Here is a 24,268-nt window from a genome sequence, read left to right as displayed (position 1 = left end):
GACTTTTGTTCATTTTAATGTAAAAAAAATCCAGACCGGTCAACCGTTCTGGATAAGAGTAGTATAGACTTACTTTTTCAAGCTATCTTCAATTTCAGTGATAAGTTGTTTTGCGCCTTCTGGGCTCAAAATTAACTTACCGCCGATAAGACTTAAATTGTCATCAGACACATCGCCCGTAATGGAGCATGTCATATTCGGCATATATTTCTTCAAGATAATTTTATCTTCATCAACGTAAATTTCCAAAGCGTCTTTCTGTGCAATACCAAGTGTACGGCGTAATTCGATTGGAATTACCACACGTCCAAGTTCATCGACTTTTCTTACAATACCAGTTGATTTCATGACTTTAGCTCCTTTCAATACATTTAGTTTCGTCAAAATTCGACAAATTTCTCTTATCCAATTCATCATACCAAGTCTTCCAATTAACGTCAATAGCACGCGCTTAAAACTATGAAAAAAATAGTAGTTTTTTTGAAATAAGCTGTCTAATTTCGACAAGAATAGACTAATAGATGTGAAAACATGAATGGCGTTAGTTATTGTCGAGGAATTTCATTGTATCGTCGGTACGCTTTAGATAGAATAGATAGTACATACTTATACACTGGAGGAATATTCGTGGCTGATCAGAAAAAGACTTTTTATATTACAACACCTATTTATTACCCAAGCGGAAAATTCCATATTGGTACCGCTTATACAACTGTGGCTTCTGACGCGATGGCTCGTTACAAACGACTGCGCGGGTATGATGTCCATTTCCTGACTGGAATGGATGAGCACGGTCAAAAGATCCAGGAAAAAGCGCAAGAGGCAGGACTACCCCCGCAGGAGTTTGTAGACGGCATTGCAGAGACGGCGAAAAAGGTATGGAATACAATGGACATTTCATATGACGACTTCATCCGTACGACGGAAGAGCGCCATAAAGTGATTGTTGAAAAGGTTTTTAAAACATTCCTTGATAACGGCGATATTTATAAAGGCGAGTACGAAGGATGGTATTGCCTGCCTTGTGAAACGTACTTTACGGAAGGGCAGCTTGAAAATGGCAACTGTCCTGATTGTGGACGCCCGGTCAAAAAAGTGAAGGAAGAATCATACTTCTTCAATATGAAGAAGTATGCAGGCAGACTGTTGAAATTTTACGAAGACAATCCGAAGTTCATCGAACCGGAATCGCGCAAAAACGAGATGATTAATAACTTTATCAAACCAGGACTTGAAGACTTATCTGTTTCGCGTATGTCGTTTGATTGGGGCATAAAAGTTCCTGGAGATCTGAAGCATGTCATTTACGTATGGGTCGATGCTCTAACAAACTATATTACGGCGCTTGGTTACCAGTCAGATGATGATTCGCTATTCAACAACTATTGGCCAGCGGATGTCCATGTTGTTGGAAAAGATATCGTTCGTTTCCATACGATTTATTGGCCAATTTTCTTAATGGCGCTCGATTTGCCGTTGCCGAAAAAAGTATTTGCGCATGGCTTCATCATGATGAAGGACGGGAAAATGTCGAAATCTAAAGGCAACGTCGTCTATCCCGAAATGCTTGTTGAACGCTATGGACTTGATGCGACACGTTATTTCCTTCTTCGTGAATTGCCGTTCGGGCAAGATGGTGTATTCTCACCCGAGTCCTTTGTGGAGCGGACAAATTATGACCTTGCAAATGACCTCGGAAATTTATTGAACCGATCAATTTCGATGATCAATAAATATTTCGACGGGGAGATCCCGACACAAGGTCTTGTCGCAACGGATTTCGATGACAGCTTGACGAATTTCATGACAACTACAGTCGGTAAATACGAAGCGTCCATGGAAAAGATGCAGTTTAGTGCTGTCCTTGGCGATTTGTGGGCTCTTATATCACGGACCAACAAATACATTGATGAGACGTCTCCATGGGTACTGGCGAAGGAAGAAGCAGATAAAGGGAAACTAGCGTCTGTTATGATGCATCTAGCAACGTCACTCCGTCACATTGCTGTCTTATTGCAACCGTTCATGACGGAAGCACCAAAACAGATAATGACGCAACTGGGTCTTGATGAAAAACTGCTTGCTTGGGATACGCTAGGTAATTTTAACGCGATTCCAACGGGCACCAAAGTTGTAGAAAAAGGTGTTCCAATCTTCCCTCGCCTGGATGCGGACGTTGAAGTCGTTTATATCCGCGATCAGATGGCAATTACTGCACCGGCTGAAAATACGCCTGCTGAACAACCTGCCAAAGTGGAAGTTGAAGAGCCAGTAGCAGCCGAGATTTCAATCGATGATTTCCTGAAAGTCGATTTACGCGTTGCGACAGTAATTGCATGTGAAAGAATTCCGAAGGCAGATAAATTGCTTAAGCTCCAACTGGATATGGGTTATGAGCAGCGACAAGTTGTATCGGGCATCGCAGAACATTACGAACCTGAGGCACTTGTCGGGCAGAAAGTAATTGTTGTTGCCAATTTGAAACCCGTGAAATTACGCGGGGAACTGTCCCAAGGCATGATTTTAGCAGGGAAGTCAGATGGTATTTTGAAACTTGCCACAGTTGATCAATCACTTGAAAATGGTGCACAAGTTAAATAAAAATAAAAACGGCGTCCCTCATGGAAACGCCGTTTTTCTTTTTCATAAGTAATTACCTATATAGAATATATGACTAAAAGTAGGAACTGAGCGAAGGCGCCTTACAAGGGGTAGCCAACCGAACAACGAAGAGTTCGGTTTGTATAATTTCTGCGTTCTTTGCAGAAATTATACAGTTAATGCCAAGAGGTTATTTCATATAAGTTAAAGGATACATCATCCGGCTTAGGGCGGGAGGCATCCCCTAGCGCCGAAGCGGATTTGAAGGGAATCTTTATGTAACATATATAGTAAATGATAGAAGTCTTAATCCGTTCGATTAAAATAAAACGATAGTGAGGCGAAAATAATGTATATAGATACACACGTTCATTTAAATGCAGATCAGTATGAAGAAGATATAGATGAAGTAATTCAACGTGCCCAAGAGGCCGGCGTTGACAAGATGGTGGTCGTCGGATTTGATCGCAAGACAATTTTGAAGGCTATGGAACTTACTGAACAGCATGCCTTCATTTACGCCGTTGTCGGTTGGCATCCGGTAGATGCAATCGATTGCACCGAAAAAGACCTGGAATGGATTGAATCACTTGCCGCACACCCTAAAGTTGTGGGAATCGGTGAGACAGGCCTTGACTACCATTGGGAGAAGTCACCGAAAGACGTACAGCAGGAAGTGTTCAGAAAGCAGATTCGGCTCGCGCAGAAAGTGAACCTTCCAATCATCATCCATAACCGTGACGCAACGGCAGATGTCGTTCGTATCTTGAAAGAAGAGGAAGCGGAAAAAACGGGTGGTATTATGCACTGTTTTGGTGGAAGTGTCGAGACAGCAAATGAATGCATAAATATGAATTTCATGATTTCTTTGGGGGGACCTGTTACGTTTAAAAATGCAAAGGCGCCGAAACAAGTTGCAACAGAGATTTCGCTCGATTACTTATTAATTGAAACAGACGCTCCTTATTTGGCACCTCACCCGTACCGTGGAAAAAGGAATGAACCGGCTTGGGTAACGCTTGTAGCGGAAGAAATTGCAAGATTAAAAGAAGTTTCAGTTGAAGAAGTGGCAAGAAGAACGACAGCGAATGCCTTGAGAGTATTTAACATAACGTGAATAAGATGTCAGGTATTCTTCCGCGTTTTTCATGCGGGAGACTTCCTGATTTCCTTATGCATCAAATCCGCACGGGTTGACACGACGAAGAGTAGCCTTTATAATCAGCCGAGTGATGAAGGAGGAGTTTTTTTCGTGTCAAAAAATACCATGAAAAACCTGTTCTATAAGTCATTGAGGAGTAAAAAAGTAGCGATTACCGTAGTTTCGCTAACGCTATTTGTTACTGTTATTTCACTTGTTCTCTTTGAAGGAACAAAAAAATCGATCACGCTAGACGTGAACGGTGAAGAACTTAACATTAAGACGCACGCACATACAGTTGGTCACTTGCTTTCCGAACAGGAAATTGAGGTTGCCAAACACGATCTAGTAATACCCTCAGTGAATACACCTATCGAAGATGGTCTATCGATTAGGTGGGAACAGTCGCAACAAGTTGTAATAAATGTCGATCAGGATACCACATCCATATGGACGACTAATGATAAGGTTGAAGAGGTACTTGCTGAGGCGGGTATTGAAATTACCGAATATGATGTTGTAAACCCTGTGCTTGAAGAACAGCTGGGGAAAGAAAATAGCATTACCGTCCAAAAAGCGTTTGAAGTAACGTTGAATGACGGCGGAGAAGAAAAGAAGGTCCGGTCAACTTCGACTACGGTCGCTGACTTTTTAAAAAGAGAGAACATTCATTTGAATGATGACGATCGTCTGAATAGAAAGGCAAATGGGTATCTAAAGCCTGGTTCTATAGTGGAAGTCGTACGAGTGGAAAAAGTCACCGATGTAGTGGAAGAACCGGCGAACTTTGCAGTTGAAACACGCAACGATCCATCTTTGCTGAAAGGGCGCGAGAAAATCGTCCAGCCAGGAAAAAAAGGAATGGTTTCACGGAAGTTTGAAATTGTAAAAGAAAACGGGAAAGAAGTTTCCCGTAAGCTGCTAGAAGAGAAATCAATTAAAGAACCACAAACGAAAATTGTGGCAATCGGCTCGCGAGTGATGGTCGCAAGTGCATCAGCGGGGATGTCTAATTCGAGAAGTGTGTCGCGTAATGATTCATCTGCAGGGGGCGAGGAGTTCTACGTAACTGCTACAGCCTATACGGCATATTGTAATGGCTGTTCTGGAATTACGCGTACAGGCATCAATTTACGTGCGAACCCCAACTTGAAAGTCATTGCAGTTGACCCGAGCATTATTCCGCTCGGTTCTAAAGTGTGGGTTGAGGGGTACGGCTATGCGGTCGCGGGAGATACAGGCGGCGCAATTAAGGGCAAGAAGATTGATCTGCATGTACCGACGAAAAGTGATGCCTACAAATTTGGCAGGCGTCAAGTGAAAATTAAAATCATCGATTGACATATACATCCGCAGGACTGAAATTAGTCCCGCGGATTATTGCGTTACAGCTTGCTTCTGCTAAAGCAATTACGCAGAGGTGTAATTGATCACCTCCACATCTGTACATCCGCTTGTGGGCAGAGTAGAATTAGGGAAAGAATGCATTGGGAATGAGGATTTTTGTGAACATTAAAGAAATTATTGTTGTTGAAGGAAAGTCTGATACAGTCGCCGTGAAACGGGCGGTGGGTGCGGATACGATTGAAACGAACGGTTCTGCTATTGATGAGTTAACACTCACGCGGATTCGCCATGCACAGGAAACGCGGGGCGTCATCGTATTTACGGATCCCGATTTTCCTGGGAGAAGAATCCGTGCCATCATTGAAGAGCGTATTCCGGGCGTAAAACATGCTTTTCTTGAAAAAAAGCTAACGATTGCTAAAAATGGATCGGGGCTTGGGATTGAGCATGCGCATGATGAGCATATACGAGCGGCGCTAAGTGCGGTTTACACAGTGGACGACCAGCCTGTTGTTGATATTCCACTAGCGGATTTGATGACGGCTAGGCTTATCGGACATCCCGATGCAAAGAGGCGGCGTGAACGCTTAAGCGAGCTGTTGCAAATCGGTCAAGTGAATGGCAAAGGATTAAAGAAGCGGTTGGAAATGTTCCGAATTGGTTATGATCGATTGGGAGAAGTATTAAAGGTTCTAGACGAGGAGGAAACGGAAAATAATGAATAAAGATATCGCGACTCCGGTCAGGACGAAAGAAATTCTTGCTAAATACGGTTTTTCGCTCAAAAAGAGTTTAGGTCAAAACTTCTTGATTGACCCCAATATTTTACGCAATATCATTTCGCACGCAGGCTTGTCTGAAAAAACGGGTGTTATTGAAATCGGACCGGGAATTGGGGCACTAACAGAACATCTTGCAAGAAGCGCGGGAAAAGTGGTTGCTTTTGAAATTGACGGACGCCTTCTTCCTGTATTGGAAGACACCCTGTCGCCTTACGATAACGTGACAATCGTTCATCAGGACATACTAGAAGCTGACCTTCTACAAGTAATGAAGGATCACTTCGCGGATTACGAGGATGTTGTTGTTGTTGCAAACTTGCCTTATTATGTGACGACACCAATTATCATGAAGTTCTTGCTTGGCAAAGTTCCGGTAGCAGGTATGGTCGTTATGATGCAGAAAGAAGTAGCAGACCGCATTACCGCGGTTCCTGGGACAAAAGCATACGGTTCTTTGTCTATCGCTATTCAGTATTATATGGATGCGGAAGTGGCTATGATTGTACCGAAGACGGTATTCATGCCGCAACCGAATGTTGAGTCAGCTGTTCTGCGTTTGACGAGAAAAGAAACTGCGCCTGCAAAAGTAATCGATGAAGACTTTATGTTTGTGGTATCTAGGGGTTCATTTGTCCAGCGCCGGAAGACAATCTTGAACAACCTACAATCGTCACTTCCTAATGGCAAGTTGAAGAAAGAAACGATATTGAAAGCTTTCGAACAAATCGGCATGGACCCTGGTCGACGAGGGGAAACACTGACGATAGAAGAGTTTGCCGACCTGTCGAATGCCTTGTATGAGGACTTTTTTGAGGATAAGAAAAAACGACAGAGTTAGAACATTTTTATTAGAAAAATACCCTTTTTTTTAATAAAAGGATTGACAAAGTAGACGGCCAATTGTTAAAATGAAGATTTTAATTGACAGAAACTTTTAAAAGTGTTATGCTTATACTTAGTGAGGTGTAAGCGACGTGCCAAAAACATTAGCGGACATTAAGAAGTCATTGGATTCTCATCTTGGAAAACGTTTGCACTTAAAAGCAAACGGCGGTCGGAAGAAGACTATCGAGAGAGCTGGAGTGCTGCGGGAAACATATCGTGCGGTATTTGTAGTTGAACTTGACCAGGACGAAAATGCGTTTGAAAGAGTATCTTACAGCTACGCAGATATTTTAACCGAAGCGGTTGAAATAACAATTCTTGAAGGTGCAGATCCTACTGCATTCATTATCAAATAATTACTGTACTAATGATTTAATTCATTTTTAAACAACACCCGTGCAAGCATTCCGAATAAGGATGTCTTGTATGGGTGTTTTTTCTTTCATTTGGTTCATACTACATTTGTCAGCCAAAAGGAGGAAAACCGAATGGCGAAAAAACGTGGCATAATGTCTGAAAGCTTGAAGGTAGAAATTGCGAAAGAGCTTGGATTTTATGATGTTGTAGAGCGAGAAGGTTGGGGCGGCATCAAATCACGCGACGCGGGTAATATGGTGAAGCGAGCAATTGAAATGGCCGAACGAGGAGTAGCACAAAAGAAATAACGCTATGAATTACCCATTATCCAACTAACAGGCTGACAAAAGAAGAGCTGGATCCGGGGTCATCAAGACATCCGGTTCGGCTCTTCTTTTTATTACTTGGGAAGTTATGAGTTATAGATATGATTGATTGTGTGGTGTTTATGCTTGGTAGGTAGGCGTGTATGATTGGGTCGTACGTTGTTTATATAGTCGGTCGCGTTTTCACTTTTGTTCTAAAACCGAGGCATTCAAAAATCAATTACCCAATTATTATCATTTCACAGCGCAAATTTTTCACCCTATGGTAAAATAGGGGGACACAGACTAGCTGGAATGGAGGGAGCCGGATGCTTTATGAAAAGGCACCAGCAAAAATCAATTTAACACTCGATGTATTACATAAGCGCCCGGATGGTTTTCATGAAGTCGAAATGATTATGACCACGGTCGATTTAGCGGACAGAATTTGGCTTCGTCCGGCAGATAACGGGAAAATCATCATCAAGGCATCAGAACGGCATGTACCCAATGATCGAAAGAACTTGGCTTACCAAGCTGCTGAATTGTTGCAAATTGAATATGGGATTACAAACGGTGTTGAGATTACGTTAGAAAAAAGTATTCCAGTTGCTGCTGGGCTCGCGGGCGGAAGTTCGGATGCTGCTGCTACGCTACGGGGATTGAATAGGCTATGGGATTTAAATTTAAGTGTCGATGAACTCGCGAGGCTCGGGGCGCGTATTGGTTCGGATGTTTCATTCTGTGTGCATGGTGGGACAGCACTTGCGACGGGACGCGGAGAACTAATTGAAATCCTCCCTCCCCCACCAAATTGCTGGGTTATCCTTGCTAAACCAGCAATTTCGGTTTCGACAGGAGATATATACGGAAATCTGAATTTATCTTCGATTGATCATATTAATACGGTTGGCATGATTGAAGCATTAAGAGCGGGAGATTACGACGAAATGTGCAAGTCAGTCGGGAATGTATTAGAAACCGTCACTATGGATCTGTATCCGCAAGTCGTCGTTCTGAAAGAGCAGATGAAGAGATTTGGTGCAGATGCAGTTTTAATGAGTGGTAGCGGTCCGACAGTTTTCGGTCTCGTTAAACATGAATCCAGGGTGCCACGAATTTACAATGGACTAAAGGGGTTCTGTCCGGAAGTATATGCGGTCAGAATGGTCGGAGGACGTCCAATTCTTGATTAAACACGTACAATTGTGGTAATGTACATTAAAATATTCGGGTTTAGGAGATGTTACTATGAAGTGGAAAAGGAGCGAGCGGCTTGTAGATATGACTAGCCAATTGTTGGAATCCCCACATGAACTTATTCCACTAACCTTTTTCTCCGAACGTTACCAAGCGGCAAAATCCTCGATAAGCGAAGATTTGACGATTGTAAAAGAAACGTTTGAGGAAAAAGGTACAGGAAAATTGGTGACGGTTTCCGGAGCAGCGGGAGGAGTGAAGTTCATCCCGAGGATGGCAGAACCTGAAGTTCGTGAAGTGATGTCGCTTCTGATGGAGAAACTTGGCCATTCGGATCGATTGCTGCCAGGCGGTTATTTATTCATGACGGATCTTCTGGGCAATCCGCGCATTATGGATCGCGTAGGTAAAGTATTCGCTTCAGCGTACGCGGAGACAGACATTGACGTGATTATGACAGTAGCGACGAAGGGAATTCCGATTGCCCATGCAATTGCGCGTCATCTGAATGTCCCGGTCGTTGTAGTTCGCCGTGATAGCAAGGTGACCGAGGGGCCAACTGTGAGCATCAATTATGTATCCGGTTCAACCAGACGTATTCAAACAATGGTATTATCGAAGAGAAGCATGCAAAGTGGACGTAAAGTCCTCATTACAGATGATTTCATGAAAGCAGGCGGTACGATGCTTGGAATGAAGAGTCTTCTGGAAGAGTTTGGTTGTGAGTTGGCAGGTATTGCCGTTCTAGTAGAATCCGATCATGCTGAAGAGGTTCTGGTCGATAACTACCTATCTCTCGTCAAGCTTCATGCGGTAAATGAAAAGAATGGAACCATCGAGTTGGAAGAAGGAAACTATTTTGCGGAAGGTGGAAAATGATATGAATTATGTAGCGACAGAAAACGCACCACAGGCGATTGGACCTTATGCACAAGCGGTTAGTGTGAACGGAATGGTATATACATCCGGACAAATTCCATTGACACCAGAAGGATTACTAGTTGAGGGGACTATCGAAGACCAAACACACCAAGTGTTCGCTAATCTAAAAGAAGTGCTGAAAGCAGCAGGTTCATCTTTGGATAAAGTAGTAAAAGCGACTGTTTTTATTAAAGATATGAATGAATTTGTTGCAGTCAACGACATTTATGCACACCATTTCGGGGCTCATACACCTGCACGTTCAACTGTTGAAGTTGCTAGATTACCGAAAGACGTAAAAATTGAAATAGAAGTTATTGCTCTAGTAAGCGAATAACAGATACCCGCCCAGATACCACTAGGGCGGGTTTTTTATTTGCACGTCATTCTAAATGTTTAAATAATTGCGTTTATAAAGAAGGGAAACGCTTACTTTTGTGGAATATAGTCGTCATGCGCTGTAAAGACAAAAGGAGTGGTACAAGATGGAAGTAACAGATGTGAGATTGCGGAAGATGGAAACAGATGGAAGGATGAGGGCGATTGCTTCGATTACGATTGACGATGAATTTGTCGTGCATGATATTCGGGTTATCGATGGAAATGAGGGTTTATTCGTAGCTATGCCAAGTAAACGGACGCCTGATGGAGAGTTTCGCGATGTAGCACATCCAATAAATACAAGTGCTCGAACGAAAATCCAAGATGCGGTAATGGCGGCTTACCACCTTTCGGCAGAAGAAGAAGTATTTGAAGGGGCTGGCGCATGATGTGGTCCCTTCGTTTATCATGAAGTAATATAGACGGCCTGTGGTTAATAGGGCAGTTTTTTCTTGTTGCTTAAGAAATCATAAAACTTTGTACTGTGAATAATTTACAATGCTAGAAGTTTCACGTATAGACCCCGAGTACCTAATACTCGGAGGTCTGCGGGATGTGGGTTACGCAGCGAGTGGAGATTCAACTATATTTCTCTTTGTTGCTACGTGACGTGGCAAACTTAGGCTGTGTTCACGTGCAGATACCCCGTGCTTTGTTTCACATGGGGATTTTGTGGTTTTAAAAAGCGAAGAAAAAAGAAAAATAAATGATAAAAGATTGTAATCAACTTGTCAAGGGGTATGAGGTTGAAAAGTAGCCCGTTTTCAGCTATAGTCAATAGTGAAAACATTAAGAGGGGGATTCTCCTTCATCCCTCATTCATGGGGGCCATTAAATGACAAATACATATGCCGTTGTCCTGGCTGCAGGGCAAGGTACACGGATGAAGTCCGATTTATATAAAGTACTGCATCCCGTTTGTGGAAAACCGATGGTCGAACACGTAATTGATCATATACGCGGTCTTGGTACCAGTCGAATTGTTACGATTGTTGGACATGGTGCAGAAATGGTAGAAGAAACGCTTGGAGAGAAAAGTGAATATGCACTACAGCAAGAGCAATTAGGCACAGCACACGCCGTTCAGCAGGCTCAGGAGCTTATTGGTGACTTGGATGGCACAACCATAGTTGTATGCGGAGATACACCGCTCATCCGCTCTGAGACGATGGAGGCACTAATTGCGCATCATAAAGTTACAGGAGCGAAAGCAACAATCTTAACGGCTTATGCAGATGATCCAACAGGATACGGGCGCATTATCCGGGGAGAGAACGGCCAGGTCCTCCGAAACGTAGAACAGAAAGACGCAACTCCTGAAGAGCAAAAAGTGATGGAAATCAATACAGGTACCTATTGTTTTGACAATCGGACACTTTTTGAAACGCTTAAAAAAGTAAAAAATAATAATTCGCAGGGTGAATACTATCTTCCGGATGTTGTCGGTATTTTGCAATCTAAAAATGCACTCGTGTCGGCATACGTAACGGAGGATTTCAGTGAGACACTTGGTATTAATGATCGCGTAGTCTTGGCAGAGGCAGAGCGTGTCATGCGCGGACGTATTGCTGAAAAGCATATGCGCAACGGTGTAACAATCATCAACCCCGAAAACACGTATATAAGCGCGGCTGCAGAAATTGGCCGTGATGCAGTACTTCAACCGGGTACGATGATTGAAGGGCATACTGTTATCGGCAATAAATGTGTAATTGGGCCAAATAGCCAGATTATTGATAGTGTAATTGGCGATAATACAACTGTGCATTCATCCGTTGTTCTATCTAGCAGAATTGGTTCAGCTACGGCAATCGGGCCGTTCGCGCATATCCGCCCGGATTCTACTCTTGGTGACAGCGTGAAAATCGGTAACTTTGTTGAAGTGAAAAAATCAACGCTAGGTGAAGGCAGCAAAGTGTCGCATTTGAGCTATATCGGTGACGCAAAAATTGGATCGCATGTAAATATAGGTTGCGGTACAATTACCGTCAACTACGATGGCAAGAACAAGCATCTTACAACAATCGAAGATGATGCTTTTATTGGTTGTAATTCGAATTTAGTCGCTCCAGTTATTGTTGGAAAAGGTGCATATGTAGCAGCTGGATCGACAATTACTAAAAATGTGCCAGAAAGTTCACTTGCAATTGCGCGCGCGCGCCAGGAGAATAAAGAAGGATACGCGAACAAACTAAATCTCAATTAAACAGGGGGAACATGATGGCTAATCACTATCCTAACGATAAACTAAAGATATTTTCTTTGAATTCGAACCAAACACTTGCGGCGCAAGTAGCGGAAAAAATAGGACGCCCACTCGGCAAATGCTCGGTCAAACAATTCAGTGACGGGGAAGTCCAAATCAATATCGAAGAAAGTATCCGTGGCTGCGATGTATTCGTCATCCAGTCGACATCGTACCCTGTCAATGAAAATTTGATGGAACTTCTTATTATGATTGACGCTTTGAAACGTGCATCAGCACGCACAATCAATGTCGTTATGCCTTATTACGGCTATGCGCGCCAAGATCGTAAAGCACGTTCACGTGAACCGATTACAGCGAAACTTGTTGCAAATTTACTTGAAACAGCAGGAGCGCATCGCGTCATTGCAATCGATCTGCATGCACCACAAATCCAAGGTTTCTTCGATATTCCAATCGATCATCTTGTTGCTGAGCCAATCCTTACAGAATACTTTAAAGGAAAAGGCTTGAACACTGACGAATTAGTTATCGTATCACCGGATCATGGTGGTGTAACACGTGCGCGTAAGATGGCGGACCGCATGAAAGCCCCTATTGCAATTATCGACAAACGTCGCCCACGCCCAAATGTTGCTGAAGTGATGAATATCGTTGGCAATGTTGAAGGCAAAACAGCGATCCTTATTGATGATATTATTGATACAGCAGGGACAATCACAATTGCGGCGAGCGCATTAATCGAAAGTGGAGCAAAAGAAGTGTATGCTTGTTGTACACATCCAGTGTTGTCTGGTCCAGCAATTGAACGAATTAACAATTCACAAATTAAAGAATTGATCATTACAAATTCAATTGAGCTTCCAGCAACGAAACAATCTCCAAAAATCAAACAGCTTTCTATTGCTTCATTGCTTGCAGAAGCTATTGTACGCGTGTTCGAAGAGAAGTCCGTAAGTACATTGTTTGAGTAATTTCAATTTAGATGTTTCATGTCGCTTGTCACTGGGTATTTATTAATTAACACGACTTTTTTAAAAGAAGGGTGATTAAATAAAATGAGTACAACTATACAATCAGAAGCGAGAGTACCATCAAAACAATCCGTACTAACTGAATTACGTAAAGAGGGCTATGTTCCAGCGGTCGTCTACGGTTATAAAACAGAAGCTACATCTATTTCAGTAAAAGAGCGCGAGTTACTGAAAACACTACAAATAACGGGCCGTAATGGCGTTATTAAACTCAATATTGACGGGAAGGACATCAATGTTGTCCTAAACGATTATCAATCTGACGTATTAAAAGGTGAAATTCAACATGCGGACTTCCTTGCTATCAATATGACAGAAGAGCTTGAAGTAGATGTACTTGTACACCTTGTAGGCGACTCTGTCGGCTTGAAAGAAGGCGGCGTACTTCAACAGCCAAACCGCGAAGTGACTATCAAAGTGAAACCATCAGACATTCCGGAGACATTTGATATTGACATTTCAAACCTTCAAATCGGTGAATCGATTACAGTAGCTGAAATTCGAGCGAAATCGAAATATGAGATTTTAAACGAAGATGATCATTCACTTGTTCTAATTTCTTCACCGCGTACGGCGGCGGAGATGGAAGAACTTGAAAGTGATGCTTCTGAATCAGCAGAACCTGAAGTAATTGGCGAGAAGAAGGAAGCGAAGTAATGCAACAATGAGCGCACGGATTTCCGTGCGCTTCTTTTCTGTTTCAAAGTTAAGTAGTTATAAGCTTTTTTATTTAACATGGAATAGTATCTAGGTGCTAGACACGGGGCCTTAGGGTATTGTTATGCAGTCGTTGCGACAGGATGTCGCACACTTAGACTGCCTTTTTTGCCCTCTTTAAATCCGTTGTATTTGTTAAGGAGCCTCATGCTCTTCTTAATTATTTAATGTAAAAGGAAGATGAAATCTATGAAAATGATAATAGGACTCGGAAACCCGGGCAAACAATACGAAAAAACACGTCATAATGTGGGTTTTCACGTTATTGACGAGCTTAGTACTCGTCTGCCAATCACTGCAATACAGTCGAAATTTGGTGGCATGTATACAGTTGTCCATCGTCCAGAAGGAAAAGTAATGCTTGTCAAGCCGCTTACCTACATGAACTTATCTGGCGAATGTGTCCGACCATTGATGGATTACTTTGATATCGATGTGGAAGATATCGTTGTTCTGTATGATGATCTTGATATTGCTCCAGGAACAATTCGACTGCGTCAAAAAGGTAGTGCGGGTGGCCATAACGGCATGAAATCACTTATTGCACATCTTGGTACGGATCAGTTCAACCGAATCCGTATCGGTGTTGGTCGTCCCGTTGGCGGCATGAAAGTGGCTGATTACGTCCTGGCACCTTTTGGCAAAGATGAAAAGCCATTAATTGAAGACATGGTGAAAAAAAGTGCATCCGCATGTGAAGCGTGGCTAGGCAAACCATTTAATGATGTCATGAACAACTTTAATGGTTTATAAGGAATAATAAAGCCATCTTGCGCCTATACTTTGAGAAAAGGGGCGGAGACTAAAATGGCGATCCGTTATACTTGCCGGCATTGTGAGACTGAAATTGGCAGACTTCCGTTTGAATCTGCAAAGGAGGCTATCCTTCTTCTGCACAAGATGGACGAAAGGGAAGTTGAGCATTTTCTTACGTATGAAAAAGACGGGGCATTGACGGTACGATGCATATGCGAACAGTGTGAGCAATCTCTCCAACGCTTCCCGGACTACTATACACTTACCAAATGGCTTCAATAAGATGTACGCTTTGGCGCAAGATGCGTCCAAAGCTTTTTCTGTTTTTTTATCAAAAGGTAATTGTGTTTAAATAATGAATTCCGTTAAATTCGACCAGCTTGTATAGGTATTTATTTTCCAGATATATAACTATAGTTTGGACTTGGTGCAATCGAATGGCCTAGCCCTTTTTGAACGCCTACTATTATTTTAAAAGAAAGGATGTGTAGCATTGGAATCACTTATAGATTTATTTTTACAAGAGAAAGAGATTGACGAACTAGTGGGAGATTTGGAGTCGGGGATAGACCGTCAACTGATCGCGGGATTGTCAGGTGGTGCGAAGTCAATCCTTTTCAAAGTACTTCAGCAGTCGAGCAAACGGCCCATTCTTATTGTATCTCCGAATTTACTGCAAGCGCAGCGTACATATGAAGACCTCGTCAAAATGTTGGGCGACTCACTCGTCCACCTTTACCCTGCAGAGGAACTCATTGCTGCAGATTTTTCTGTTTCGAGTTATGAACTTCGTGCCCAGCGCATCGATACGTTAGATCATATGGTGCGAATTGGGAAGGGGATTTATATCACGCCGATTGCAGGCATGAAAAAACTATTGCCGGAAAAAGAGCGTTGGTTGACTAACTCATTATCAGCGGAAATAGGCGCAGAAATTAATATGGAAGAATGGCTGGAAAGGCTTGTGTCGATGGGTTATACAAGACAGTCAATGGTAACAGCACCGGGCGAATTTGCACTGCGCGGAGGTATCTTGGACTTGTATCCACTGAACCTGGAAGACCCAGTACGGATTGAATTATTCGATACGGATGTTGACTCCATTCGAACATTTTCGGCGGAAGACCAACGCTCAACAGGTAAGCTGAAAGACGTGTCAATTCTTCCCGCTGCCGAATTTGTTTGGAAGGCTGAAGATCTGATGGTCATCGCAGAAAAGCTGGAGCATGCACTTGGCGTAAGTCTGAAGAAGATGAACGATGCGGAAGCGAAAGAACGCTTAACCATTAATATGAAGGGCGATATTGCTTTGATGAGGGAAGGATCCACTCCGGAAAATATGTTGAAATATGCATCGTTTTCAGCTGGAACGACTTCCCTTGAAAGCTATTTTCCAAGTAACGGAATCGTTCTATTCGATGAAATCGGACGGATCCTTGAGGTTGTTGCGTCACTAGAGTCTGATGAAAAGGAATGGACGGTTGGCCTTCTTGAAGAAGGAAAGATTGTTCATGATGCAAAAACTTCGTTTTCATTCGAAGAGGTGCATGGAGCATTAAAGCAAAGAAAAGTGTATTTTTCTCTTTTCGTCCGCTCAGTCCCAGGAATTGTTGTGAAGAAGACGGTGACGTTTTCTTGTAAACCGATGCAGCAGTTTCATGGGCAAATGAGTTTATTGAAAAATGAAATAGACCGCTGGCACCAAGGGCGCTTCAATATTTTCATTATTGCAGACGGCAACGAACGGATGCAAAAAGTCCAATCGATTCTTGAGGATTATGATATGCAATCTGCCTTGTCCGGAAAACCGTCCGCAGCAGGCGGCATAATTGTTATCGACGGTGATTTGTCTGCGGGCTTCGAGCTTCCATTTCAACGAATGGCGGTTATAACGGATTCTGAGCTCTTTAAAGGGACACCGAAACGGAAAGCACGTCCGCAAAAGATGACCAATGCGGAGCGTATCAAAAGCTACTCGGAGATCAAACCTGGTGACCATATTGTTCACGTTAATCATGGAATTGGGAAATATTACGGGGTTGTAACGCTTGAAGTAAGCGGTATTCATAAAGATTACCTCGACATTCGGTACCGGGGAGAAGATAAGTTGTTCGTTCCCGCCGACCAGATAGATTTGATCCAGAAGTATGTCGCGTCTGGTGAAAAAGAACCGAAACTGCATAAGTTAGGCGGCGCGGACTGGAAGAAGACGAAAACTAAAGTTATAGCAGCTGTTCAAGATATCGCGGACGACCTAATTGAGCTGTATGCCAAACGGGAATCGGAAAAAGGACATGCTTTTTCAGCGGATGACGACATGCAAATGTCATTTGAAAATGCGTTCCCTTATGACGAAACGGACGATCAGCTTAGATCCATTGCTGAAGTGAAGGTGGATATGGAAAAAGAACGTCCAATGGACCGCTTGTTGTGTGGAGATGTAGGGTATGGAAAAACAGAAGTCGCAATCCGTGCTGCATTCAAGGCCGTATTGGATGGCAAGCAGGTCGCATTCCTTGTGCCTACTACGATTTTGGCACAACAGCATTACGAAACAATGAAAGAGCGTTTTTCTGGCTTTCCAGTTGAAGTTTCACTCTTAAATCGTTTCCGGAAAAAGAAGGAACAAACGGAGACGTTGAAAAGGTTGAAAGCCGGAACAGTCGATATTATTGTTGGGACACATCGCCTTCTTTCTAAAGATATCGTATACCATGATCTTGGTTTACTTGTTGTCGATGAAGAACAGCGATTTGGCGTAACGCATAAAGAAAAACTTAAACAGTTAAAAACACATGTCGACGTCCTGACATTGACGGCCACGCCTATTCCACGGACTCTCCATATGTCGATGCTTGGTGTTCGTGATTTGTCCGTTATTGAAACCCCACCAGCAAACCGTTTCCCAGTCCAGACATATGTTATGGAACAAAATTTTGGGCTAGTCCGCGAGGCAATTGAAAGGGAGATGGGTCGTGGTGGGCAAGTGTTCTACTTGTATAACCGGGTGGAAGATATGGAGCGAAAAGTCGATGAAATCAAGCAGCTTGTGCCTGAAGCACGTGTTGGGTTTGCTAATGGTCAGATGGGCGAATCGGCACTTGAGTCAGTGATTTTAAGCTTCCTTGAAGGTGAGTATGATGTTCTTGTAACAACAACCATCATTGAAACGGGTATCGATATTCCTAATGTCAATACACTTATCGTTCAAGACGCAGACCGTATGGGTTTATCGCAGCTCTACCAACTACGTGGACGCGTTGGACGTTCGAATCGTGTTGCGTATGCCTATTTCCTTTATCAGCGTGATAAGGTGCTGACAGAGGTTGCGGAAAACCGTCTTCAGGCGATTAAGGAATTTACGGAACTTGGCTCGGGCTTCAAAATTGCGATGCGCGACTTATCGATTCGTGGCGCAGGTAATCTACTGGGTTCTCAGCAACATGGCTTCATCGATTCGGTCGGCTTCGATCTTTATTCTCAATTGCTGCAAGAAGCTGTCGAACAAAAGCAGACAGGTATCATAAAGGCAGATATACCAGACTTGGAAATTGCATTGCCGCTTAATGCTTATATACCAGATGAGTATGTGCGTGATGGATTCCAAAAAATTCAAATGTACAAAATGGTCAAAGCGATTGAAAATGAAACGGACTACAATGAACTTGTCGATGAAATGACAGATCGATTCGGTGATATGCCACTCGAGGCTGACTTGTTGTTACGTGTTGCGCGAGTAAAAGCTTGGGGACGTATCGCGGGTGCTGAATCAATCAAGAAGCAACAATCGCTTATTGAAGTTCGCATATCACCTGAAGGAACCGCAAAAACTGACGGTGCGAAGCTTGTGTCCGATTCAATGGCATTTGGTCGTGCGGTTGGGTTCACGATGGAAAATGGCTGTCTTATCATGAGGATTGATGAGCGCCAGACGGGGAAGCAGACCGCATTTGATGTGCTTGAAGAAATGATGAGGATTCTGCATGAATCTGCAAAGGAAACTGTTGTTAGTGATTCCGTCTAAAGGGCGTATTGCATATTTTGCCCATCCTTGATGCATACTACAATTGAAACGAAATTAATGTTCAATTTTGTGGAAAGTGAGGCATCATGTATGAAGGCAACAGGAATCGTTCGCAGAATCGATGATCTTGGCAGGGTAGTTATTCCTAAAGAGATTCGAAGGACACTAAGGATTCGTGAAGGGGATCCACTTGAAATATTTACCGACCGGGATGGCGAAGTGATTTTGAAGAAGTATTCGCCGATATCAGAACTCGGGCAATTTGCAAAAGAGTATGCGGAAACGTTGTACGAAACACTTGGCACGCCTGTACTCATCAGTGATCGGGATGAAATGATTGCGGTGTCTGGATTATCGAAAAAAGATTATATAAATCGCCAGTTGTCGCCTGATCTTGATGAAATTTTGACAGGCCGTAAAATCGTTACAGAAAAACTCGAAAAGGCAATTGAATGGGTGCCAGGACAAGTCGAGCAGGTGAAGTCTTATTGTATTGCGCCAATTATTGCTGCCGGAGATACGATTGGTGCTATTTACTTGTTATCAAAGGTGCATTTCATTGGCGAAACTGAAATGAAAGCGGCGGAAGTAGCTGCCCATTTTTTAGCGAAACAGATGGAACCCTAAAAACAGCCCACTTGGACCGGATATTAACGGTTTAGGCGGGCTGTTTTTTTATTTGGGAGAAGCGTTGTTAAGTTTCGCGCTAGTGTTGTTAAGTTCAGGCGAAGCGTTGTTAGGTTTCGTGCCAGTGTTGTTTATTTTTGCGGACAATACGGGCACTTTTCCGTATTCGGAAGTTCCTTATATAAACAACATGTCACCCGTTTGTAATTGGCCATTGCATCTAGTGCTCGTTGATTATTCAAATATTGTTTGAAAGGAGACCGGCGCATCGCAGGTTTCCATGTTTCATCTGCCAATAAAATATCCAAGTCGGGCTGCGCAAATGATGAGTTTTCTTGAAGTAGCATTGAGTACATCCACAAGACATACCCCCACACATTCTCCCACAAAATCAACTTCGCAATTTTTGCACGCTTGCTTAAATAGTCAACGACAGGGTGTCCGTAGGTCTCGAGAATAAAGCGGATATCTTTTTCACGGTTTTGTACAACCCTAAAACCGGTAGATGGAACAGAAAAAAGGATTGTATCATTTTCGATGAATAACGACACATCTTCCAAATCGCCAGCCCACAGTAAATTATGTTCGCTCATTAAATGCAGTTGGGCAGCTATGAAAAAACCATGCCTTCTCATATAAACAGATGTGGCCACAGTATTTGTCGGAGCATCTGATAAACGTTGAACCATTTCAAATAGCTTGCCGCTTCCTGCCTCGCATAATATGTCTGCAGCGGATAAAAATGTGTTTGGCTGTTGACCAATATGTACACTGAACCGTTCCAGTGCAGCTAGTTGTTCCGCCTCTAAATTAGGCACCAGTATTTCCTCGAAGTTCTGACACGATGCAGCGGCCACGACCATAGGGAACGCAGTGCGGTGTGCCGAAAAGGGGGTCTGTTGAAACTTGGCATTCCATTCCAAACACAGCGCGAACTAATTCGCAGGTGATAATATCTTCTGGTTTGCCCTGTGCATGGACGGCGCCGTCTTTAATGGCCACGATATTGTGTGCATAACGGGAGGCTAAATTTAAATCGTGCAGTACCATGACAATCGTACGGCCTTTTTGTTCGTTTAATTCAAATAGTAGGTCAAGAATTTCGATCTGATGTGTCATGTCGAGGTATGTCGTTGGTTCATCCAATAAAATGACGTCTGTATCTTGAGCGAGTGTCATTGCAATCCATGCACGCTGCCGTTGACCACCTGATAGCGTGTCGATCGATTGATCCCGTAGATCACTTATCTTAGTCGCTGTCAGTGCAGCTTCCGTTTTCTTCGTATCCTCTTCAGTCCATCTTGAGAGCCACGATTGGTGTGGATAGCGTCCTTGTTTCACAAGATCATGTACCGTCAACCCTTCAGGTGATACGGGGCCTTGTGGAAGAATACCCATTTTTTTTGCGACATTACGCGAAGACAGCGAGTGGATATCCTTGCCTTCAAGCAAGATAGAGCCGTCAGAAGGTTTTAAAAGACGGGCAATTGAACGGAGTAACGTGGATTTACCGCAACCATTACTACCGACAAAAACAGTAATTTCGCCTTTCGGAATCGATAAATTCAGGTTTTCAAAAAGAAGATTATCTTGATAGCCAATTGACAGGTTTTCGGCCTTAATTGAGGTATGCATAGGAATGCCTCCATATCTATAGGGAATCTAAATGATTTTCATTTTCAATTAGAGATAAGCATAGCATATTTAGCATCTATTGAGAATGATAATCATTTATTTTATTAAAAACTTTACAAAACAGTACAATCAAGTTTAAACTACTAAATGAGAATGATAATCAATAAGTGGATAAATGGAGGAATGTTTAATATGAAGAAATCTTTGAAATCACTGCTTGTTTTAGCGGTTTTAGCAGTGTTGTTAGTCGGTTGTTCTTCGAAGAAAGAAGAAGATAAAGCTGTAGACAACGGGAATGCAGGGAAAAGTATAACAATTACAGGTGTTAACGGTGAAGTGACACTTGATAAGCCCGCGAAAAAGGTCGTTGTTTTGGAATGGACATATGCGGAAGATTTATTGGCAGTAGGTGTTCAGCCAGCGGGGATGGCGGATATAGAAGAATATCATAACTGGGTGAATATCGACGTAGAATTAAGTGACGACGTGGTAAATGTCGGCGGTCGTCAAGAACCCAACTTGGAAGCGATTGCTGAATTGGAGCCGGACTTGATCATCGGTACAAGCTTCCGTCATGATGGAATGATTGCAGATTTGGAGAAAATTGCACCTACAGTCATTTTTAATCCGTATCCTGAGGATGAAGAAATGGATTTGTATCAAGAAATGATAACTACATTTAACGAAATTGCAAAAGCTGTTGATAAAAAGGATGAAGCGAAACAGGTATTAGCCGACCTGGATGTAAAATATGAAGAAGCGAAAACAACTATCGATAATGCTGGTTTAAAAACGAAAGATGTTGTCTTAACACTCGCTTACACGGGAGCTCAAGCACCTGAAATTCGTGTGTTTACACCAAATTCGATGGCTTCAATCATGTTAGAGAAAATTGGTTTAAACAACATCCATATTCCGGACCAATTTGAACTTTACGGCTCTAGTACGTATAACGTGGAAGGGCTAACGAAGTACGAGGATGCTAACTATTTGTATATTGTACAAAACGACGACAATATTTATGAAAAACAGTTAAAAGATAATGCAGTTTGGAAGAACTTGAATTTCGTGAAAGAAGACCGTTTGTATGATCTGGGCGGGGATACTTGGTTATATGGAGGTCCTCTCTCAGCTGAAACGTTGCTCGATAAAATTACGAGCACGATGGTAAGTAAGTAATGGCAAGAAAGACTTCAGGAAAACGATCCTTTGTAGTCATGATTATAGGATTGTTCCTGTTGGTTGTATTATCTTTTATTCACTTAACACAAGGTCAAGCGGATTATACGGTTACCCAATTAGTAAAAGAAGTGTGGATAGAAGGGCGCGTGCAGGACATCGTGCTCTCTCTCCGTCTTCCGCGTTTACTAATCGGGATACTTGCCGGGGGGGCCCTTGCAGTGGCAGGGGCTATTTTGCAGACATTGACGAACAACCCATTAGCATCTGCAGGCACACTAGGAATTAATGCAGGTGCGTATTTTTTTGTCGTTGTATCGATGATTTTCTTCCCATCGCTACTTGGTAATTTCCCGTTTATTGTTGCATTAGTGGGTGCTGTACTGTCATCTGTTCTCGTTGTGATGCTAGCAGGTAAGCAAATGGAGCCGGTACGTGTGGCACTGACAGGGATGATTATTTCGTTACTGTTTGCGTCGATGACAGGTTCTTTGCAGCTATTATTCGAAAATCAGACAAACGGTCTTTTTTTATGGGGCTCCGGTACACTTGTTCAGTTAAATTGGGATGGTGTATCGTTTGCGGGGCCAGTAATAATTGTGTTCTTCGTCCTCGCATTGGTATTGGCAAAACCGTTGGATACGCTGTCGCTAGGTGAAGATATCGCGTCGTCCCTTGGACAAAATGTTAGGTTTGTTAAATTACTCGCGTGGGCTGTTGCAATTGTTCTTGCGGCTACAACGGTAAGCGTTGTCGGCCCAATCGGTTTTATTGGATTAATGGCTCCGCATATTGTTCGGATGCTTGGCGTCCGAGGGCATTTGAACATTCTTCTCCAGTCATTTTTATGGGGAAGTGTCATGCTGATTGGAGCCGATGTGTTAGGGCGATTGATACAACCCGGACAAGAAGTTCCAGTAGGTGCAATGACCGCGTTGATTGGCGGGCCATGGCTGTTGTACTTGGCATGGAAAACTGCAAAAACGCATAGTCGAGGCGACCGTCAAATGGGCGGTACATTAAAACCGGTGAAACTGCCGGTTGTCATCACAATTGTTGTCGCACTCATTATCGTTATTATTTCATTGGCTTTATCATTTAACGGCACTGCATGGACGACTGAATGGCTGAAACCTGTTGTGTGGAATTTCCGAGTTCCGCGCGTGTTAACGGCGTTCATCGTTGGAGTTATGCTCGCAGTTGCGGGCGTATTATTGCAGGGAGTATTACGAAACCCATTGGCGGATGCAAGTATTTTAGGTGTCACATCAATGGGTGGTGCCGGGGCGATGATGCTTCTCGTGTTATTTCCCGCGATTCCGGTTAGCTATATGCCGCTTGGCGCGGTCGTGGGAGCTACCATCGCCCTTTGTATTATTTTGGGAACATCGTGGAAAAATAACTTCCAACCGATGCTCGTTGCGCTCATGGGAATTGCAATATCCGCATTTGGATCGGCCGCCACACAAGTATTGGTTGTGAAAGCAAAGCTTGCCGTTGCGGCTGCTCTCGTCTGGTTGTCGGGAAGTACGTACGCAAAAGGATGGGATGATGTACAACTAGCCTTGTTGTTATTCGCATTGTTCATCGGTCCGGCTATTTATTTGACGCGCAGTTTAGATACATTGACGTTCGGCGATGATGTGGCGGCGGGTCTGGGGCTTTCTGTGAAGTCGACACGTGTTTGGGCGTTAATCGTAGGTGTTGCGATAAGTACGGCAGCTGTTTCAATTGTAGGGACGATTGGTTTTGTCGGGCTTGTTGCACCCCATATCGCACGCAGATTAGTTGGTTTCCGTCATCTGCCTTTACTTGTTGTATCAGGGTTATTAGGCGGATTGCTTCTTGTCACTGCGGACTTTGTCGGAAGGATTTTAATCGCGCCGAAAGACATTCCAAGTGGGTTGATTGTCGCGCTGATTGGTACGCCGTATTTGTTATATCTTCTTCGGAAAATGAAATGAAAAGAGTTATAAACTATTAACAGGCTTAAGAGTATCCTCATCAATATCATAAATGATCAATCACTAATCATATAGTAGTACAAAGCACGAAAAAGGAGCTATATATGTTGAAGTATTGAATCCCTTGTCAGTTCATGCCACGATTCAAAGGGCACAAATGACGTCAGTAACTTGTATACGTATGTGAACCTAGCGTAGGCGCCTTA

The 24,268-nt window shown here is 43.1% G+C and carries 23 protein-coding genes; 20 read left to right on the top strand and 3 right to left on the bottom strand.

Annotation, left to right across the window (positions count from 1 at the left end):
• Positions 1-69: 69 nt before the first annotated feature.
• Positions 70-348 (bottom strand): AbrB/MazE/SpoVT family DNA-binding domain-containing protein, encoded by a 279-nt coding sequence (locus I2483_RS14665; RefSeq protein ID WP_186673315.1) that lies wholly within the window; start codon positions 346-348, stop codon positions 70-72.
• A 279-nt stretch (positions 349-627) separates the two neighbouring features.
• Here I2483_RS14665 and metG point away from each other — a divergent pair, with 279 nt between their 5' ends.
• The 18 genes from metG to spoVT all read left to right on the top strand — a co-directional run bounded on the left by metG (position 628) and on the right by spoVT (position 19,284).
• Positions 628-2,601 carry a methionine--tRNA ligase gene (gene metG / locus I2483_RS14660; RefSeq protein WP_346267734.1) on the top strand — a complete coding sequence of 658 codons (1,974 nt, stop codon included), beginning with the start codon at positions 628-630 and terminating at the stop codon, positions 2,599-2,601.
• Between the two features lie 349 nt (positions 2,602-2,950).
• A complete protein-coding gene (locus I2483_RS14655) occupies positions 2,951-3,718 on the top strand; it encodes a TatD family hydrolase (protein WP_207277868.1) in 768 nt (255 codons plus the stop codon).
• A 135-nt stretch (positions 3,719-3,853) separates the two neighbouring features.
• Positions 3,854-5,083 carry a ubiquitin-like domain-containing protein gene (locus I2483_RS14650; RefSeq protein ID WP_207277867.1) on the top strand — a complete coding sequence of 410 codons (1,230 nt, stop codon included), beginning with the start codon at positions 3,854-3,856 and terminating at the stop codon, positions 5,081-5,083.
• Positions 5,084-5,247: 164 nt separating this feature from the next.
• The gene (rnmV, locus tag I2483_RS14645) at positions 5,248-5,814 is read left to right on the top strand and encodes a ribonuclease M5 (RefSeq protein ID WP_207277866.1); all 567 of its coding nucleotides are present in this window, start codon (positions 5,248-5,250) and stop codon (positions 5,812-5,814) included.
• The gene (rsmA, locus tag I2483_RS14640) at positions 5,807-6,709 is read left to right on the top strand and encodes a 16S rRNA (adenine(1518)-N(6)/adenine(1519)-N(6))-dimethyltransferase RsmA (protein WP_207277865.1); all 903 of its coding nucleotides are present in this window, start codon (positions 5,807-5,809) and stop codon (positions 6,707-6,709) included. The genes rnmV and rsmA overlap by 8 nt, the downstream gene beginning before the upstream one ends.
• 136 nt (positions 6,710-6,845) lie before the next feature.
• Positions 6,846-7,112, top strand: a complete 267-nt coding sequence (gene veg / locus I2483_RS14635) for a biofilm formation stimulator Veg (protein WP_067213752.1) — start codon at positions 6,846-6,848, stop codon at positions 7,110-7,112.
• A gap of 132 nt (positions 7,113-7,244) precedes the next feature.
• Positions 7,245-7,421, top strand: coding sequence for a small, acid-soluble spore protein, alpha/beta type (locus I2483_RS14630; RefSeq protein WP_186673327.1), 177 nt, complete (start codon positions 7,245-7,247; stop codon positions 7,419-7,421).
• A gap of 326 nt (positions 7,422-7,747) precedes the next feature.
• On the top strand, positions 7,748-8,614 hold the full coding sequence (ispE, locus tag I2483_RS14625; protein WP_207277864.1) for a 4-(cytidine 5'-diphospho)-2-C-methyl-D-erythritol kinase: 867 nt from the start codon (positions 7,748-7,750) through the stop codon (positions 8,612-8,614).
• A 55-nt stretch (positions 8,615-8,669) separates the two neighbouring features.
• The gene (gene purR / locus I2483_RS14620) at positions 8,670-9,497 is read left to right on the top strand and encodes a pur operon repressor (RefSeq protein WP_207277863.1); all 828 of its coding nucleotides are present in this window, start codon (positions 8,670-8,672) and stop codon (positions 9,495-9,497) included.
• Position 9,498: 1 nt separating this feature from the next.
• Positions 9,499-9,876, top strand: coding sequence for a RidA family protein (locus I2483_RS14615; protein WP_186673332.1), 378 nt, complete (start codon positions 9,499-9,501; stop codon positions 9,874-9,876).
• 148 nt (positions 9,877-10,024) lie between these two features.
• A complete protein-coding gene (spoVG, locus tag I2483_RS14610; protein WP_207277862.1) occupies positions 10,025-10,309 on the top strand; it encodes a septation regulator SpoVG in 285 nt (94 codons plus the stop codon).
• A 446-nt stretch (positions 10,310-10,755) separates the two neighbouring features.
• Positions 10,756-12,126 carry a bifunctional UDP-N-acetylglucosamine diphosphorylase/glucosamine-1-phosphate N-acetyltransferase GlmU gene (gene glmU / locus I2483_RS14605; RefSeq protein ID WP_207277861.1) on the top strand — a complete coding sequence of 457 codons (1,371 nt, stop codon included), beginning with the start codon at positions 10,756-10,758 and terminating at the stop codon, positions 12,124-12,126.
• A 14-nt stretch (positions 12,127-12,140) separates the two neighbouring features.
• Positions 12,141-13,100 (top strand): ribose-phosphate diphosphokinase, encoded by a 960-nt coding sequence (locus I2483_RS14600; RefSeq protein ID WP_186673335.1) that lies wholly within the window; start codon positions 12,141-12,143, stop codon positions 13,098-13,100.
• An 84-nt stretch (positions 13,101-13,184) separates the two neighbouring features.
• The gene (locus I2483_RS14595) at positions 13,185-13,817 is read left to right on the top strand and encodes a 50S ribosomal protein L25/general stress protein Ctc (protein WP_207277860.1); all 633 of its coding nucleotides are present in this window, start codon (positions 13,185-13,187) and stop codon (positions 13,815-13,817) included.
• A 249-nt stretch (positions 13,818-14,066) separates the two neighbouring features.
• Positions 14,067-14,630 (top strand): aminoacyl-tRNA hydrolase, encoded by a 564-nt coding sequence (gene pth, locus I2483_RS14590; protein WP_207277859.1) that lies wholly within the window; start codon positions 14,067-14,069, stop codon positions 14,628-14,630.
• A 54-nt stretch (positions 14,631-14,684) separates the two neighbouring features.
• Positions 14,685-14,915: an anti-sigma-F factor Fin gene (locus tag I2483_RS14585; RefSeq protein WP_186673339.1), complete on the top strand. Its 231-nt coding sequence runs from the start codon at positions 14,685-14,687 to the stop codon at positions 14,913-14,915.
• Positions 14,916-15,126: 211 nt separating this feature from the next.
• Entirely contained in the window at positions 15,127-18,657 is a 3,531-nt protein-coding gene (mfd, locus tag I2483_RS14580) for a transcription-repair coupling factor (RefSeq protein WP_207277858.1), read from the top strand.
• Positions 18,658-18,747: 90 nt separating this feature from the next.
• The gene (spoVT, locus tag I2483_RS14575; RefSeq protein ID WP_207277857.1) at positions 18,748-19,284 is read left to right on the top strand and encodes a stage V sporulation protein T; all 537 of its coding nucleotides are present in this window, start codon (positions 18,748-18,750) and stop codon (positions 19,282-19,284) included.
• 131 nt (positions 19,285-19,415) lie between these two features.
• On the opposite strand, the gene I2483_RS14570 is transcribed toward spoVT, so the two are convergent.
• Together I2483_RS14570 and I2483_RS14565 are read right to left on the bottom strand one after the other, a co-directional pair.
• A complete protein-coding gene (locus I2483_RS14570; RefSeq protein ID WP_207277856.1) occupies positions 19,416-20,102 on the bottom strand; it encodes a hypothetical protein in 687 nt (228 codons plus the stop codon).
• Positions 20,095-20,919: an ABC transporter ATP-binding protein gene (locus tag I2483_RS14565; protein WP_207277855.1), complete on the bottom strand. Its 825-nt coding sequence runs from the start codon at positions 20,917-20,919 to the stop codon at positions 20,095-20,097. Before I2483_RS14565 ends, I2483_RS14570 begins: the two co-directional genes overlap by 8 nt.
• 192 nt (positions 20,920-21,111) lie before the next feature.
• Between I2483_RS14565 and I2483_RS14560 the strand changes: the two genes are divergently transcribed.
• Together I2483_RS14560 and I2483_RS14555 are read left to right on the top strand one after the other, a co-directional pair.
• Positions 21,112-22,098 (top strand): ABC transporter substrate-binding protein, encoded by a 987-nt coding sequence (locus I2483_RS14560; protein WP_207277854.1) that lies wholly within the window; start codon positions 21,112-21,114, stop codon positions 22,096-22,098.
• Between the two features lie 59 nt (positions 22,099-22,157).
• A complete protein-coding gene (locus tag I2483_RS14555; RefSeq protein WP_255550462.1) occupies positions 22,158-24,062 on the top strand; it encodes an iron ABC transporter permease in 1,905 nt (634 codons plus the stop codon).
• The last annotated feature ends 206 nt before the right edge of the window (positions 24,063-24,268 follow it).

Origin of the sequence: Sporosarcina sp. E16_3 (genome assembly GCF_017347125.1) — a bacterium.
Classification (GTDB): domain Bacteria; phylum Bacillota; class Bacilli; order Bacillales_A; family Planococcaceae; genus Sporosarcina.
This window is presented reverse-complemented; position numbering and strand designations above follow the sequence as displayed.